Source organism: Antarctobacter heliothermus (assembly GCF_002237555.1).
Lineage (GTDB): Bacteria > Pseudomonadota > Alphaproteobacteria > Rhodobacterales > Rhodobacteraceae > Antarctobacter > Antarctobacter heliothermus_B.
In genome coordinates this window covers 1-14912 of the sequence record NZ_CP022542.1, presented here as the reverse complement: position 1 = coordinate 14912, position 14912 = coordinate 1, and the positions used below count along the sequence as shown (strand labels likewise).

The 14912-nt window shown below is 62.5% G+C and carries 14 protein-coding genes and 2 pseudogenes; 7 read left to right on the top strand and 9 right to left on the bottom strand.

Features of this window, described 5'->3' with window-relative positions:
* Positions 1–26: 26 nt before the first annotated feature.
* Genes ANTHELSMS3_RS24465 through ANTHELSMS3_RS24450 form a run of 4 tightly spaced genes read right to left on the bottom strand, consistent with a single transcriptional unit; the run spans position 27 to position 3194 of the window.
* Entirely contained in the window at positions 27–785 is a 759-nt protein-coding gene (locus ANTHELSMS3_RS24465) for an SDR family NAD(P)-dependent oxidoreductase (RefSeq protein ID WP_254694993.1), read from the bottom strand.
* On the bottom strand, positions 782–1333 hold the full coding sequence (locus ANTHELSMS3_RS24460) for a hypothetical protein (RefSeq protein ID WP_094037631.1): 552 nt from the start codon (positions 1331–1333) through the stop codon (positions 782–784). Before ANTHELSMS3_RS24460 ends, ANTHELSMS3_RS24465 begins: the two co-directional genes overlap by 4 nt.
* Positions 1330–2157, bottom strand: a complete 828-nt coding sequence (locus ANTHELSMS3_RS24455) for a hypothetical protein (protein WP_094037630.1) — start codon at positions 2155–2157, stop codon at positions 1330–1332. Before ANTHELSMS3_RS24455 ends, ANTHELSMS3_RS24460 begins: the two co-directional genes overlap by 4 nt.
* Complete coding sequence (locus tag ANTHELSMS3_RS24450) at positions 2154–3194, bottom strand: Gfo/Idh/MocA family protein (RefSeq protein ID WP_094037629.1); 1041 nt, start codon at positions 3192–3194, stop codon at positions 2154–2156. The genes ANTHELSMS3_RS24455 and ANTHELSMS3_RS24450 overlap by 4 nt, the downstream gene beginning before the upstream one ends.
* Positions 3195–3452: 258 nt before the next feature.
* Between ANTHELSMS3_RS24450 and ANTHELSMS3_RS24445 the strand changes: the two genes are divergently transcribed.
* The 3 genes from ANTHELSMS3_RS24445 to ANTHELSMS3_RS24435 all read left to right on the top strand — a co-directional run bounded on the left by ANTHELSMS3_RS24445 (position 3453) and on the right by ANTHELSMS3_RS24435 (position 6332).
* Positions 3453–4244, top strand: coding sequence for an IclR family transcriptional regulator (locus ANTHELSMS3_RS24445; protein ID WP_094037628.1), 792 nt, complete (start codon positions 3453–3455; stop codon positions 4242–4244).
* A gap of 133 nt (positions 4245–4377) precedes the next feature.
* Entirely contained in the window at positions 4378–4815 is a 438-nt protein-coding gene (locus ANTHELSMS3_RS24440; protein WP_157733653.1) for a tripartite tricarboxylate transporter TctB family protein, read from the top strand.
* A 2-nt stretch (positions 4816–4817) separates the two neighbouring features.
* Complete coding sequence (locus ANTHELSMS3_RS24435) at positions 4818–6332, top strand: tripartite tricarboxylate transporter permease (RefSeq protein WP_094037626.1); 1515 nt, start codon at positions 4818–4820, stop codon at positions 6330–6332.
* Between the two features lie 187 nt (positions 6333–6519).
* On the opposite strand, the pseudogene ANTHELSMS3_RS24430 reads toward ANTHELSMS3_RS24435, so the two are convergent.
* From ANTHELSMS3_RS24430 to ANTHELSMS3_RS26220, 3 genes and pseudogenes are all read right to left on the bottom strand, one after another.
* Positions 6520–6834 (bottom strand): annotated as a pseudogene (locus ANTHELSMS3_RS24430) (transposase); the annotation flags it as partial.
* Between the two features lie 16 nt (positions 6835–6850).
* Positions 6851–7930, bottom strand: coding sequence for an IS110 family transposase (locus ANTHELSMS3_RS24425; RefSeq protein WP_094037624.1), 1080 nt, complete (start codon positions 7928–7930; stop codon positions 6851–6853).
* Positions 7931–8340: 410 nt separating this feature from the next.
* Positions 8341–8490 (bottom strand): annotated as a pseudogene (locus ANTHELSMS3_RS26220) (IS3 family transposase); the annotation flags it as partial.
* 131 nt (positions 8491–8621) lie between these two features.
* Between ANTHELSMS3_RS26220 and ANTHELSMS3_RS24420 the strand changes: the two are divergent.
* From ANTHELSMS3_RS24420 to ANTHELSMS3_RS24405, 4 genes are all read left to right on the top strand, one after another.
* Entirely contained in the window at positions 8622–9413 is a 792-nt protein-coding gene (locus ANTHELSMS3_RS24420) for a phytanoyl-CoA dioxygenase family protein (RefSeq protein WP_157733651.1), read from the top strand.
* A 37-nt stretch (positions 9414–9450) separates the two neighbouring features.
* Positions 9451–10251 (top strand): SDR family NAD(P)-dependent oxidoreductase, encoded by an 801-nt coding sequence (locus tag ANTHELSMS3_RS24415; RefSeq protein ID WP_094037622.1) that lies wholly within the window; start codon positions 9451–9453, stop codon positions 10249–10251.
* Between the two features lie 70 nt (positions 10252–10321).
* Complete coding sequence (locus ANTHELSMS3_RS24410) at positions 10322–11824, top strand: amidase (protein WP_094037621.1); 1503 nt, start codon at positions 10322–10324, stop codon at positions 11822–11824.
* A gap of 9 nt (positions 11825–11833) precedes the next feature.
* Positions 11834–13159 (top strand): hypothetical protein, encoded by a 1326-nt coding sequence (locus ANTHELSMS3_RS24405; RefSeq protein WP_094037620.1) that lies wholly within the window; start codon positions 11834–11836, stop codon positions 13157–13159.
* Here ANTHELSMS3_RS24405 and ANTHELSMS3_RS24400 read toward each other — a convergent pair.
* Together ANTHELSMS3_RS24400 and ANTHELSMS3_RS24395 are read right to left on the bottom strand one after the other, a co-directional pair.
* Complete coding sequence (locus ANTHELSMS3_RS24400) at positions 13120–13998, bottom strand: alpha/beta fold hydrolase (protein WP_094037619.1); 879 nt, start codon at positions 13996–13998, stop codon at positions 13120–13122. The genes ANTHELSMS3_RS24405 and ANTHELSMS3_RS24400 overlap by 40 nt on opposite strands.
* A complete protein-coding gene (locus ANTHELSMS3_RS24395; protein ID WP_094037728.1) occupies positions 13995–14855 on the bottom strand; it encodes an alpha/beta fold hydrolase in 861 nt (286 codons plus the stop codon). The genes ANTHELSMS3_RS24400 and ANTHELSMS3_RS24395 overlap by 4 nt, the downstream gene beginning before the upstream one ends.
* Between the last annotated feature and the right edge of the window lie 57 nt (positions 14856–14912).

Below are 14912 nucleotides of genomic sequence, written 5' to 3'. Positions count from 1 at the left end.
GATGAGGTCTCCTTGGATGACTGTGGTCACGGTGCCTGACCGGGCCTGCCGCCGGTAATCGACAGGCCGCCGCAGGCATAGATGGTTTGTCCGGTGACATAGCTAGCTCGGTGTCCTAGGAAGAAGGCGACCGCGTCGGCCACCTCTTCCGGCAGGCCGAGCCGTTTCATTGGCACCGATTCCCGCAGGCGCGCCACGTCCGGCGCGTCGGGTGGATTGTTGTGCCGGAACAGTTCGGTGTCGATCATGCCGGGACCGACAGCGTTCACCGTGATGCCGGTGGCGGCCAGTTCGACCGCCCAGACCCGCGTCATCGCGGCGAGGCCGCCCTTGGTGGCGGCATAGGCGCTGCGGTTGTCGCGGCCCAGTGCCGCGCGGCTGGTCACGTTTACGACCCTGCCGAAACCGCCGCTGCGCATCGCGGGCAGCACCGCCTGCAGACAGACCAGGGCAGAGGAAAGGTTGAGCCGGTCCAGCCACCGCTGGGTATCGTCGGTCCCGTCGCGCAGAAACTCCCGCCGCGACGAGCCGACGTTGTTGACCAGCCGAGTGAAGCCGTGCCGTTCTGCCAGTTTCGATACTACCGGAGCCGTCGCGTGGTGATCGGACAGATCGGTCAGGACGAATTCGGAAAGACCCGGTGGCGGGGTGTTCGCGATGTCGAGACCGACCACCGCGTATCCATCCGCGATGAGCCGTTCGGCGATGGCCCGCCCGATCCCGGACGCAACCCCCGTGACCAGGACCGCCCCGGCACCGCCGAGCCTTTGGGGTCCATTCATCATATCGGCAAGATCCCTGCATCGGTGTCCCGGCTCACCTGCAGAACCTGCCCGGAGATCATGCCGGACCGGGGCGAAAGCAGAAACGCGGTCGCCTCGGCGACGCTCTCGGCCACTTCCTGTGGTTCTTCGGCCAGTATAGTGTTGGCGGTGACGTTCTCGGCTGCGAATTCTAGCGCCCAGGAACGTGCCAGTGCGGTCAGCCCGCCGCCGAGCGCCGCGGGCATGGTGACGCTCGACCGGCCCCGCGCCGCGAGGTTGCCAACCAAGACGATCCGGCGCAGGTTGCCGGCGGCAAGTGCGGCCCGGACCGCCGAAGCCGCGCCGGTCATCGTCTCGTCCGTCCGGTTCAGGAAATCATCGATGTCGAGTGCGTCCACCGGTTGTTCCGGCGCTTCCGCGGCGACGTAGACGATGCCCCAGCATCCGGCGTCATTCATGCGGTCCGCACCGGTCGAGACGGCGCAGCCTTCTGCCTTCAGCCGCTCGGCGATGGACCGGACGAGATCGCCGTCATCCCCGGCCAGGACAACGTTGCGCAGGTCCGTCATCCGCCCTGGGTCCAATCAGTTCGAAGGTCGTTCAGGATCGATTGCACGTTCTCCAGCCTGCGTCGAATCCTGTCCTGGCCCGTGGCCCGGCCGGCCGTCCAGGCATTGATCATCGACAACATGGCGTCGTCTCCCCAATATTGCGCCGCAACCCCGCTCTGATCCCAGACCGTGGACCGCCGGGCATGGGTCGCTGCGCGAAGCGTTGCTTCTGCCCCCATGATCTCGATCTCAGCCTCCGTCGCGCCGGCGTTGCACAGCGCAGGCGGCAGGCAGCAGGCGACATCGATCGTGACAACCGTACCATTCGCGGTGCGCGCGATCCCCACCGCCGAGTCGGTTTCCTGGCCGAACATCGCGCCGCCGTCCACATGCATCTCTGCCAGCGTTGAGTCGAGGCAATCGTCAATCAGGCAGACTGCGTCCCACAGAAGCGCCTCGAAGCTGCGGCTTCCCGCATCCTCGGTGGCTGTCCTGACCGACAGATACAGCGAATGGATTGCGCCGACGCCCGGGTCGGAAAGTTGATCAAGAAGGTGGCGTCCGGCTTCCGAATGCCCAAGCCGGCCGGGCGCATCGACCGGCGCATCGGCCGCCATTAAGTTGGCAAGCTCCGCAAGATCGGCCGGCGCAGTCAGGATGACCGCTGCGCCGGCAGCAAGCGCGTCGCTTATCCAGTCTTCGGGTGCCGCGGCATCCGGTGCTATTGCCAGCAGGTCGGCATCGGCGGCGGATTCGACAATGGTGATGCCGGGCAGTAGCGCGGCCTCTCCGGCCAGCCAGCCGCTCCATTCCGGTCCCGCCGCGATCGCCACAGCGGTCAAGAGGCGGCCTTTACTGCAATGCGCCGTCCGGTCTCAGCCGATTCGATCGCCGCCAGCGTCACGGCCAGCGCGAGACGCGCGTCCTGTGGCGTTACCGCAAGTGTTTGGCCAGACCGTATCGCATCTACGAAAGCGGCGAGTTGCCGGACATAGGTCTGCCCGCCGGACAGGTTCAGCGAAAGACTCTCGGGATGGTGCGCCCCGGCCGCGTCGTGGCGAACCAGACTTTGGCAGTCGTGGTCACGCGCCCGGATCGCGCCTTGGGTGCCATAGATTTCCAGCTGATGCACCGCTGGGTAGCCGGGCGGCTGCATGCGTCCGATCTCGCTGGTGCCGATCGCGCCATTGTCGAAGCGCACGGCGAAGGACAGGAAGTCGGGAACGCCCTGGTTGCCCGGCGTCGTCACCGCGTGCCTGGCCACAACCGTGACCGGTCTGGCCGATGCGAACCAGTTGATTATGTCGGCTTCGTGGATACCGGCCAGCAAGGCGATGCCCAGCGTCTGCTTCGGGTCCCCTGTCCAGTGGCCCGGTCGGAACGTTTGTACCCCTCCCGGCCCGAAACCTTGCGGGCGGCGCTCGTTCTCGCGCACCAGCCGAACCTGCCCTATCCGGCCCGAGGAAAGATCGGCGGCCACGTCCATGTATCTTCGCGTGAAACGGCGGCTGTGGGCGACCATGAACACGATGCCGGCCGCGTCGCAGGCGGCGATCATGTCGTCCGCTTCTTCCAGCGTCGGCGCGATGGGCTTTTCGCACATCACGTGTTTGCCAGCCTTCGCTGCCGCGATCACCTGCTCTGCATGACAAGATTCGGGCGTGGCGATCAGCACCGCCTCGACGGCGGGATCGGCAAGCGCGCCTTCGATGTCGGTCACCCGAGCACCGAACGGCTCCGCCGCATGTCGGGCCGCTTCGGGGTCGGTGTCGACCGTCGCCACCAGCCTGACACGCCCTCCCAACGCGGTCAGGGCGGGCTGGTGCGCGGATCGGGTGATGATTCCGCAGCCTATCAGGGCAATCGAAACAGGATCCATGTGTGCCTGCGAGTGACTTTGCGCGGCAGTCCATTGAATCTTTATGTGATTACGTGAGCCGCAATGCAAATCATAGGACCGTATCCCGATCCATGTCAATCCGCGCCACTTGTGCCGAAATTGCTGCTGAACCGATAGTGGATCAACGTTGGCCTTGATGGATGCGCGCCATCAAAGTACTCACAATGGATTGATTTCTAGACACGAGTTGGCGCCGCCAGCCAGTGAACATGGGAACGATCGGGAGGATCGGCGAAGATGAGTCATGCAGCAGGAGATACTTCAAGCGGTCGCACCGGCGGCGGCCTGCACAATGTGAAGTCGGTCGAAAAGGCATTCGCGGTGCTGGAGGCGTTCCGCGATGTCGGCCGAAGCCTCAGCCTGAGCGAACTGGTCACGCTGAGCGGTCTGGACAAGAGCGCCGTCCAGCGGTTCACCCGCACCCTGCGCGATGTGGGTTATCTGCGGCAGAACCCGAAAACTCGCCAATACGAGCTTTCAGCCAAGGTGCTCGATCTGTCGTATTCCTACCTGAATTCCAGTGAACTGGTGGCACGCGCGGCGCCTGGTCTCATCAAGCTGAGGAACACGACGAACGAACGGGTGGACCTGTCATTCGTCGACGACACCACCCTGATCTATCTGTTCCGCATTCAGTCCAAGCAAGAGACGATCTCGGCCGCCCTGATCGGCCGCCGGGTGCCGATCTATTGCACCGCCGGCGGCCGCGCGGTGCTGGCCCGGATGCCCGAGGATCAGGCAAGGGCTCTGCTGGACCGGTCGGAACTGACCGCCCATACCGCCCGGACACTGACGGATCCGGACGCGATCATGGAAGACGTGCGCAAGGTGCGCGATCGGGGTTTCGCCGTACAGGCGGACGAGTGGAGAATCGGTGAAGTGGTCGCGGCGGCAGCAATCGTCAACCATTCCGGCGAGCCCGTCGGCGCGCTGCATATCGTCGGGAACACGGGCGAATGGACGCCCGAGGACTTCGGGCGCCGCATGGGCTCTCTGGTTGCTATCGCCGCACAGGATGCCAGTCTCTGAGGCATTGACGGACCAAACACGGGTTGCAGCCAGTTTTTGGTTGACGGCCACTTTTCTGACTTTCATAGTGATACTGCATATCATATTGCGACACGAAAGATTGGCCGGCCAACGGCCAGGAAAGCGAGTGCCAATGGTCGTCTCACGAGATCTCGTTTCCGGCGTTCTGTTTTTGGTTTTCGGGGCAGCGCTTACCTGGAAATCCCAAGACTACCAGATGGGAACGCTGTTCCAGATGGGGCCGGGGTATTTTCCGTTCATGATTGGCTTCGCTATCGTCCTCGTCGGTGCAGTGATGACGATACGGGCCCTGATCGAAAGTGGGCCGCCGCTGACCGGTATCGCGCTGCGGCCGCTGCTGTTTCTTCTTGCCGCCATCGTGGCCTTCGCGCTGGCGCTTGACCGGTTCGGTCTGGTGGTGGCCACCGTGTTGCTGATCATGACTGGCCGCTTTGCGTCGGCAAAACCGCTGGGCTGGATCGCGACACTCGTGCTGACCGCCTCTCTTGCGGGAGGCTCTGTGTTAATCTTCCGCGAACTGCTTGGTCTTCCCCTCAAAGTCTGGCCCTGATCATGGAAATCCTTAGCAACCTTGCCACTGGCTTCGGCGTCGCCTTCTCTGCCTCCAACCTGCTCTATTGCCTTTTCGGCGTCACGGTCGGAACCTTCATCGGCGTCCTGCCGGGCATCGGGCCGCTTGCCACCATCTCGATGCTGCTTCCGCTGACCTTCTCACTGAATCCGATCGGCGCGCTGATCATGCTGGCCGGTATATATTACGGGTCGATGTACGGCAGCGCCGTCACCTCGATCTTGCTGAACACGCCGGGACATGCGGCCTCGGCGGTGGTTTGCCTTGACGGCCACCCGATGGCCAAGAACGGGCAGGGCGCCCTCGCGCTCGTCATCAGCGCCATCGCATCCTTCTTCGGCGGCACCGTCGCGATCATTCTGCTGATGTCGCTGGCACCGGCGGTGGCCACTTTCGGCCTGCGGTTCGGGGCGCAGGAATATTTCTCGATGATGGTACTCGCCCTTACCTCGGCGGCCGGTCTGTCGCAGGGATCGTTCCTGAAGGGTGTCGCGATGGTCCTCTTGGGTCTTGCGATCGCCACTGTCGGCATCGACGTGAACTCGGGCGCGCAGCGATTCTTGTTCGGGCAGTGGAGTCTTTCGGGCGGCATAAGTTTCGTCATTGTTGCGATGGGCTTCTTCGCCATCGCCGAGGTGGTTTCGAATCTGGAGGGTCCCGAGCGGGGCGAGCTGCTTGGCAAGAAACTGCATTGGCGCGAGATGTTCCCCCCACTCAGCGCCTTGCGTCGTTCGGTGATGGCGGCGATCCGCGGGACAGGCACGGGTTTCATTTTCGGAGCTTTGCCTGGAAGCGGACCGACGATTGCGACCTTTGTGTCCTACGGCATGGAAAAGCGCGTGGCCCGCGACCCGTCACGCTTCGGCAAAGGCGCACACGAAGGCATAGCGGGGCCGGAAGCGGCCAACAACTCGGCAGCAATTGCCGGTTTCATTCCAACGCTGACGCTGGGCGTTCCGGGCGATGCCATCATGGCGATGATGCTGGGCGCGCTGATCGTCTTCGGCGTCACCCCCGGGCCTGGCGTCATCGAAGACAACCCCGAGCTGTTCTGGGGCCTGATGGCCAGCATGTGGATCGGCAACCTGCTTTTGTTGATACTGAACATCCCGTTCATCGGGGTTTGGGTGAAGGTGCTGCAGATTCCTTACAACATTCTCTATCTGTCGATACTTCTCTTCATCTGTATCGGGGTTCACAGTATCAGCAACAATACCTTTGACGTGCTGTTGCTGGCTGCGTTCGGGGGCATCGGGTACTTTCTGACGAAGCTTGATTTTCCCGCCGCGCCACTGCTTCTGGGCGTCATTCTGGGCCCGATGTTGGAGGAGAATCTCCGGCGCGCTATGCTGATTGCCCGCGGCGACCTAACCACCTTCTTCACGCGCCCGATCAGTCTGACACTTCTGCTGGTCACCGCTGCAATTGTGCTGTTCCTCGTCGTCGTCGGAATCCGTGACATGAAGCCTGCAAAGGCAAGCGATGGTACCGCGTGAGGGGGTCTGGAGAGGTTGTTCTGGATGTTCGATCTGTTTGCCGCCGGACGAAGCTAAAGCATGTGTTTCATGTCAGGCGGCGGCTTTCAGGTATTGGCTTTCGGTTGGCGTCAGCAACCCGTGGGATGAGTGCGCGCGCCTCTCGTTGTGAGGTGCTCCCTATTCCTTGGACAGGATCTGGCGCTTTTTAAGCTCTGATCTGCTCCTGCTGATCGGGTTGCGTTGCTTGGATGCGCAGTGAGTAGACCACCGCTGGTGGTTTGCCTGCAAGGGCCTTGTGTGGGCGGCGGTGGTTATAGAACTCCATCCACTTTCGAACACCCGCGCGGGCCTGAGACCCGGTCTCCCAAGCATGCAGATAAACGCACTCGTATTTCAGGGTGCGCCACAGCCGCTCGATGAAAATGTTGTCCAGGTATCGACCCTTGCCGTCCATCGAGATGCGGATGCCGGACCGACGCAAGCGGTCTGTCCAGGCAAACGAGGTGAACTGCGATCCCTGGACGCCCTTCTAAGAGTCAAGCGGCGATTTGTGTCTGATTGATCTCTTTGTAGCGGCGCATGATGATGCCGAAGACTTCGCGCGCGATATAACGTTTGAGGCTGCGAATGGCTTCCAGTTTCGAGTTTCCGGCAGCGATCCGTTTGGCAACGTAGGCTTGAGTGCGTGGGTCCAGTCGCAAACGTCCGATGGCGATAATGTGGATCGCACTATTGGCTGCGCGATCACCGCCTCTGTTCAACCTGTGCCGGACAGTTTTGCCAGAAGACGCAGGCACGGGATTGACGCCGCAAAGGGCGGCAAAGCTGGCTTCGGATTTCAACCGCTCCGGATTGTCTCCAGCCGTCAGCAGCAGCTGCGCCGCGCTGTTCAGGCCGATCGCGATCTGTTCGAGTAGCTCTGGGGCAAGATCTTTGACGATGGCTTCGATCATGTCATCCAGATCGGCGATCTCGTCATGCAGTTCGAGGTAACGCCGCGCCAGGGATTTGAGCGAGATGCGATAGGCTTCTTCGACCTGCCGAAAGGCCGTGAGATCGGGCCGCCAAGCTGCCAGTGTGCGGATCAACTGCATTCGCGTCATCTTACGTAGGGGTTCTCGCAATCTATCGGGGGCACAGATGATCGTCGTCTGGATCATTTGCAAAGCAATGCGGCGCGCCTGAACGGCTGTCTTTCGGCAAACCCTTAGAACACGGAGGCTTTCGACCATACCGTCACGGCTTCTCGGTGTGACAGTGCGCCGTTCGGTGAAGGCGGCATGGGCCGCACTTTCTGCGTCGAAGTCGTCGTTCTTGCCGCGGCGACGGCGCTCGTTTTTGTCAGGGGCAGTGACCACCTCCAGAACTTCGACACCAGCTGTCTGCAAATAGCGCAGCAACCCTGCGCCATAGCTGCCCGAACATTCGATGCCGACGCGTTGCAGATCCCCGAAAGACCGCATCCAGATCAACATCAAGCGATAGCCATGACGGGTCGTGGGAAAGCTCTCGGTGCCGAGCACGCGGTCGTAATGATCTACGACAGCTGCAACATGTAAATCCTTGTGGGTATCGACGCCTCCGACGACGTGAGATGTTTCAGGGGTTTCAGCCATTTGACGATCCTTTTCTGCGGCAAGAGAACGAGCATCGCCTCGATGGATGCAGGGACAGGACAGTCATGAGACCGGATGGTCAGGCCCTTCTGGGGTCACGGCAACACCTTTGAGACAAGCTCGCCGCAGGCGTTCCCGGATGATCGACAGGTCCAGGGAAAGACACGTGTCAGGTCGGTCGCTGTTTGGGTCAAACCAAACCGAGAAGCCATACGGCACCAACCCAGCGAATGGTCGATCAGTGTTTGAGTCAAACCATCCGAGAACTGGTATCAATCGTATGACTATCGCTGTTCATGATCTCAGGCGGCCCGAACCGATAGATCGCTTCGTTCAGCGCCTCGACGCAGAAGTCGGCGTCCAGCGTGTTCGATATGGCCCTCGAACCGGTGGCGTGCTCATGCCTCACTCCAGCCGCTGATCATCGTCGGGCGAAAGTCGTACTTCTTGGCAAGCTCGGCCGACATCAGCTCCGCGCGGATGGCTTCTAGGGCCACCTTCGCCTTGGACTCTGCAGAATATCTCTTTCGCCTTGTCTTCTCAGGTTGGTTCTTTCTCAGACGCTACAGCTTAACGACTGGTCCGAAATCCTGCGACCACCTCTTGGCGCTTGACAATCGTTATTGGTAGTCGCATCATAATGTGGATCTTGGTATCACTAAGTGATACATTTTTGTTCCTGGAGGAAGAAATGGAAGTTACCGAAGACCAAAAGCGTGAGTATCAGGAACAAGGTTATCTTCTGTACAGGAACCTGTTGAGCGCAGATGAGATCGGCGTGCTGCAGGACGCCCTGACCGAAATCAACGCGATGGACGGTCCCCAGGTGAAGCGCGAAAGCCCCGAGGTGCCGCCATCCATCGTCTATGCGCCGCACGCGTTGTCGCCGTCCTTCGATGCGCTTTCGCGTCTGCCGCGGATCATCAAGACGGTAGAAGCGCTGCTAGGCGAATCGGCCTATATCTATCAGTCTCGGGTCAACCTGAAGATGCCGTTCACCAGCGACGGCTGGGCTTGGCATCAGGACTTCACGGCCTGGCACCGGGGTGACGGCATGCCGAGCCCGCACGCGATCATGGTCGCCGTGTTCCTGCACGACTGTACGCCGTCGAACGGTCCGCTGCTTGTCATTCCAGGAAGCCATTCCGACGATCTGGACGAGATCCTGTCGCGTGAAGAGGATGTGCCCGGCTACAAGGCACAGCGCGTGCCGCTAGGTGTGATCGAGAGCCTGGCGAAGAAGGCGAGCATCCTGGACCTGTCTGCGCCGGCCGGGTCTGTGGCCTTCATCCATCCGACGTTGATGCACGGCTCGGCCGCCAACCTGACGCCGTGGCCCCGTTCGATCAGCTATTTCAACTTCAACGCGGTTTCAAACCGGCCATCAGACAACAAGCGGCCCTGGTTCATGAACAACCCGGACACCGCGCCCCTGCAGGCACTGGGTGACGATGCACTTACGACAGTGTCGACCACCGCGTGACGGCGGGTCGCGGGATCGGCCGGCGGAAGGGATGACAATGGCGAAGAGGCTTGAGCAGTGCGTCGCGCTGGTAACCGGAGCCGGAGCGGTCGGGCCCGGCTGGGGAAATGGGCGCACGACGGCCGTGCTGTTTGCCCGTGAGGGTGCAAAGGTAATAGTAGCGGATCGCGACCTTGCGGCCACTGAGGAGACCGTCGAGATCATCCGCGGCGAAGGCGGAAACTGCGTGGTCTGCGAAGCCGATGTCACGGATGCCGACAGCGTTTCGGCGCTGGTCGACCGGGCGGTAAGCGAATATGGTGGGATCGACATCCTGCACAATAACGTCGGCGCGTCATTGCCCGGAGGTCCCGAGGACATGTCGCTCGAGGATTTCCGCCGTCAACTGCATCTGAACCTGACCAGCGTCTTCTTGACCTGCAAGTTGGTGCTGCCTGTCATGCGGGAGCATGGAGGCGGGGTGATCAACAATGTGGGCTCGATCGGTGGGCTGAAGCACCTTGGACACAACCATGTCGGATATTCGGCCAGTAAGGCCGGATTGGTTCAGTTCTCTCGCCAGATCGCGGTGCAGTACGGCCCCGAGGGCATCCGGTGCAACACCATCATACCTGGCATGATCGACGCTCCGCTGCTTGAACATCGCGTATCGCAACTGGCCGGCCGCGCTGACCTGGAGACCTTACGCGAACAGGCGCGGCAGAGAGTGCCGCTGGGCCGCCGGGGCGACGCCTGGGACGTGGCGCATGCCGCGCTGTTTCTTGCGTCGGACGAGGCGCGTTACATTACCGGCACCGAGTTGCTGGTGGACGGAGGTTTGATGGCGCGCAGCGCCTGATGCCCACTTCTCCCGAACGCCTCGCGACCTGTGCGAAGGTACGGGAAGACAATACGACCAAGGAAACTGCATGAACAAGAATGTCGAGCCGTCCGTCACCATTCCGGCAGACCAGCTCTCTGTCTTCTCGGCGGCCGTGGACCTTGCCGAGGCGCTCCGCGCCGGAACGCTGTCCAGCCGCGAGCTGCTGGAGGACACCTTCCGGCAGGTGGACCGGCTCAATCCGCATCTGAACGCCGTGGTCCTTCAGGACCGCGAGGGCGCGCGCAACCGGGCAGACGCCGCCGACGCCGCACGGGTCAGCGGCAAGCCGCTGGGCCCGTTGCACGGGTTGCCGATGACGGTGAAGGAGTCCTTCAGCGTGAAGGGGACGGTGGCGACCTGGGGCCGGTCCGATCTCTCCCACAATGTGGCGACGGAAACCGCGGTGGCGGTCGGTCGGATGGAATCGGCGGGCGCGGTGCTGTACGGCAAGTCCAACGTGCCGCTGCTGCTGTCGGACTGGCAGACCTACAACGCCATCTACGGCACAACGCTCAGCCCCTGGGACGAGACCCGCACTCCCGGTGGGTCTTCTGGCGGTTCCGCCGTGGCGCTGGCGACAGGTTTTAGTGCCGTCGAGATGGGTTCAGATATTGGCGCCTCGGTACGCAATCCGGCGCACTACTGCGGGATCTTCGGCCACAAGCCGAGTTACGGTATCGTGCCGCTGGACGGCCATCTGATGCCCGACGTGAACATCTTTCCGGACATTTCGGTGGCCGGCCCACTCGCCCGAAGCGCGCGCGACCTAGACGTGTTCCTTGACGTCATGGCCGGGCCGCATGGCGACTCGGCCCGCGGCTGGCGTCTCAGTCTGCCGGCACCCGAGAAACACCGGCTGTCCGAGTTCCGTGTGGGCCTGATCTGGGATTCTTCCGTTAGCGAAGTCGACAATCCGTATCAGGACTTGATCCGCTCCTTCGGAGAAAAGCTGCGCGCTGCCGGGGCGACGGTGGTCGATGGCGCGCAACCGCCCTTCGACGAGCGGAAGCATTACGAAGTCTACATCCGTCTTCTGCGGGCCGTCACCACAGCACGGCAGCCCAGGGATGTGTTCGAGAACGCTCTGGAAATCGTGCCGGGCCTGTCCGAGGACGATCAGAGCTATGCCGCGCTGCTTAAGCGGTCGACCGTGATGTACCACCGCGAATGGCTTGCGTGGCACAGTCGGCGCGAGGCCATTCGGGCGGGATGGGCGGAATGGTTCGGCGAATACGACCTGCTACTTTGTCCCTGCGCGGCAAGCACCGCATTCCCGCTGGACGAGACCGGCACGCGGGATACGCGCACCATTCCGATCAACGGCCACCGGGTCAGCTATAACGACCAGCTCTACTGGGCGGGACTGGCCTCGCTTTCCTATCTGCCTGCCTCGGTCGCCCCGATCGGATTCGACTCGGGCGGGCTGCCGGGAGGCATTCAGATCATCGGCCGCTATCTCGACGACCGCACGCCCATCGCCTTCGCTCAGGCCATCGAAAGGGAGATCGGCGGCTATGTCCCGCCGCCGAGTGCACTGCCTGGTGCCTGACCGCCTGCGATGACCCCGCGCGGACTGGTCGTGACCGCAGGTTCGGCGGTCGCGATCGCGATCGTCGCGCTATGGGTCTGTGTCGCCTTGGCCGTGCTTACCGGCCTGACCGCGGCATGGATCGTCGCCGGGACGATCAACGTCGCCGTGGCGTTTCTTGGCGCTGTTCGGCACCGGGGGTTTCCCCGCGTCGCCCTGTTCGGCTTCGGCAGCGTGGCCCTAGTGCTGATCTTCGCTGCGGGAGACTGCCAGGCGGCGGGTGCTGCGGTGGTCAACGCGACGGTTCTGGTGGCGTTTTTGGCCTGTCTCTTCCTACTTCGGACGATGATCGAGACGGCCCCCGGCCTGCCCCGTGTTCTCGCCGGGTTCGGGGCGATGACCCTGCACGAACGGCGGGGCGGGGTGCAACTTCTGGCATGGGTCTTCGGCCTGCCGCTAGCGGTCGGCGCGACGGGTATCGTCGTTCCCCTCGTACGCCGCGAAACCGATACCGGCGATCGGGTGGACCTGGCCGAATGGGCCATGCGGGGCGTGGGCCTGACCGTACTCTACTCGCCTTTCACAATTGCGATGGCGGTGGTGACCTCGATCCTGGCGGAGACGCGTCTGGTGGTTCTGATCGGTTGCGGCTTTCTGTTCAGCCTGGCGCTTGTGACCTCCTCGTTCCTTCTGGCGCATGCCCGGTTGCCGCGTCGCCTAGGAGAGGAGTTCTGGCCGGCCGCGGCGGCGGTGATCGCACCCGTTCTTGGGCTGGTGGTGGTCAACATCTCGATCATCGCGTTGAGTCCTCTCAGCCCGGCCCAGTCCGGCCTGCTTGTGATCCCGGCCTGCGTTCTTCTGGCAGGTCTCTGGACCGGGCCCGGGCGGATCGCGAAGATGGCAGAAGCCACGGTCGACAGCTTGCGTGGCTATGACGCGGAAACCGCGGTCTTCCTGTCGGCACTGCTGTTTGCGGCCGCGATCCGTATGACGCCGGGAATAGACGAGGCCGTCGGGCGGCTGCTGACGGGCGTCGGCCCAGGGCCGCTGATCGCCTTCACCGCGCTCGCGATCACGACGCTCGCGATCTTCGGCTTGCATATGGTGGTATCGACCAGCGTCCTACTGGGCTTGTTCGCGCCGGTGATGCCGAACGGGTTGCATACCGTGCTCTTGGGAATGGCCGCGCTGGCCGGATGGGGATTTGGCGGCATGTGCGGTGTGGGCGCGGTCAGTTTCCTTACCTGCGCCCGGATGTTCGGAGTCGAGGCGCGCAGGCTGGCCCTAGGGCGTAACTTGCGCTTCATCGCGGCGGTTTACGTGCTTTGCGGGGTCGCGGTGCTGCTGTTCGCCTGAGCCTTCGCTCTGCCTGCGAAGCTGTCGAGGAACGGGATCAGTTCCGCCAGACAGCGCTCGGGAACCGCGTCCGTGATGTTGTGCGGCATGTTCTCGAACACGACAAAGCGGTGGTCGGGGACCCGCTTAAGCACCTCGTAGTTATCCATCGAGTGCACCGGATCGCCGCTGGCCACCACGAACAGGCAGGGGCACGAGATCTCGGGCAACCTGTCGGAGAAGTCGAAGCCGGTCATCATGTGGACGAAGTCGGCCAGGAACGAGGCGTCATTTCGCCCGGATTCGCAGCAGAACCAGTCGACAAAGCCCGGATCCACCTGGTCGAGATGAAAGCGCTGTTTCGCCGTGCGCTTCAGGAAGCTTTCGACCCCTTCGGCGACCAGCCCCGTCTTCCATTCGTCATAGTCCACGTGATTGACCGAGGGCGAGAGACCCGGGATCGCGACGAAGGATGACAGGCTGAGGAACCGGTCGGAATGTTCCAGCGCGGCACGCATGCCGATGATGCCGCCGGTCGATGAACCCACGACATGCGCCCTTTCCAGGCCGAGGTGGTCCATCAGTTCCAGGAAATCCTGCGCCAGCCTGTCGATGGTGACGGTCTCCTTGGGTGACGCTTCCGAGGTTCCGTGCCCCCGAAGGTCCGGCCGGACCACCCGGTATTGTCCGCTGAGCGCGGGCACCCAGTGGTGGAAGCGCCGCGACGAGCCCATGGCGGCATGCATCAGGATGATCGTTTCGGGTTGGGTCCAAGGTGGCGTGAAATCATCCACCTCATAGCGGAGTTCGGTGCCATCGCTGGCGACAAAGCCATATCGGCGCGCGCGCTCGATGGTCATGCTACGGTTTCCTTGCTCTGTGCCGACAGATTTGCGGCCGTACCCTGCGGCTCGAGAAATCCCTCGTTGCCGAGGAAATCCAGCGTGTCCTCGACGCAGCGCTCGGGTTGGCTGTCCCACACGTTGTGGGGCATGTTCTCGTAGACCCGCAGGTCAACGCGGGAAATCGATTCCTTCATCCGGTCGAACCCGCTATAGTCGCCGATCTTGCCGGCGCCGGGTACAACCAGCAGGGTCGGGCAGGTGATCTTGTGCAATTCGTCACTCCAGTCCTGACCGTCCATCAGTAAGATGAAGCGTTCTAGGAATTTCGGCTCGGTGCTGCCTGCCTGATCGAGAAACCAGTTTACTCGGTCGGTGTCGATCATGTCCTTGGGGAACCTGTCGGTGATGGTGTCGGCCAGGAAGTTGCGCAGTCCTTCTGTGCGGATCCGCGGCAGCCACGCCTGCGCCTGCCCGCCCTTGAAACCCGGCGTCGATCCGAACAGCGATAGCGAGCGGACGGCATCGGGATGATCCATCGCCATCCGCATCGAGAGATATCCGCCGGCGGAGGTACCGACGAAATGGGCTGCCGGAACTTCGGCAAGTGCCATGAGCTCGCGGATGTCCTCAATCAGTCGGTCGATCGTCAGTTCGCTGTCCGGTCCGGGCACCTCGGACTGTCCGTGTCCGCGCAGGTCCATCCGGATGACCCGAAAGTGCCGGACCAGCCGAGGCATCCAAGTGCGCAGCCTTTCCATGCAGCTCATCGCGGAATGCAGGAGGATCAACGGCTGGGACGGACGCCACGGATCGGTGAAATCGTCAATGCTGTAGGCGAGTCTCACGCCGTCGGTGGTGGTGAAATGGTCCATGCCGCACACTGTCTCCCGCTGCTGTGAGCCGGTTTTCGGATGGCCCGGAACCGGCGT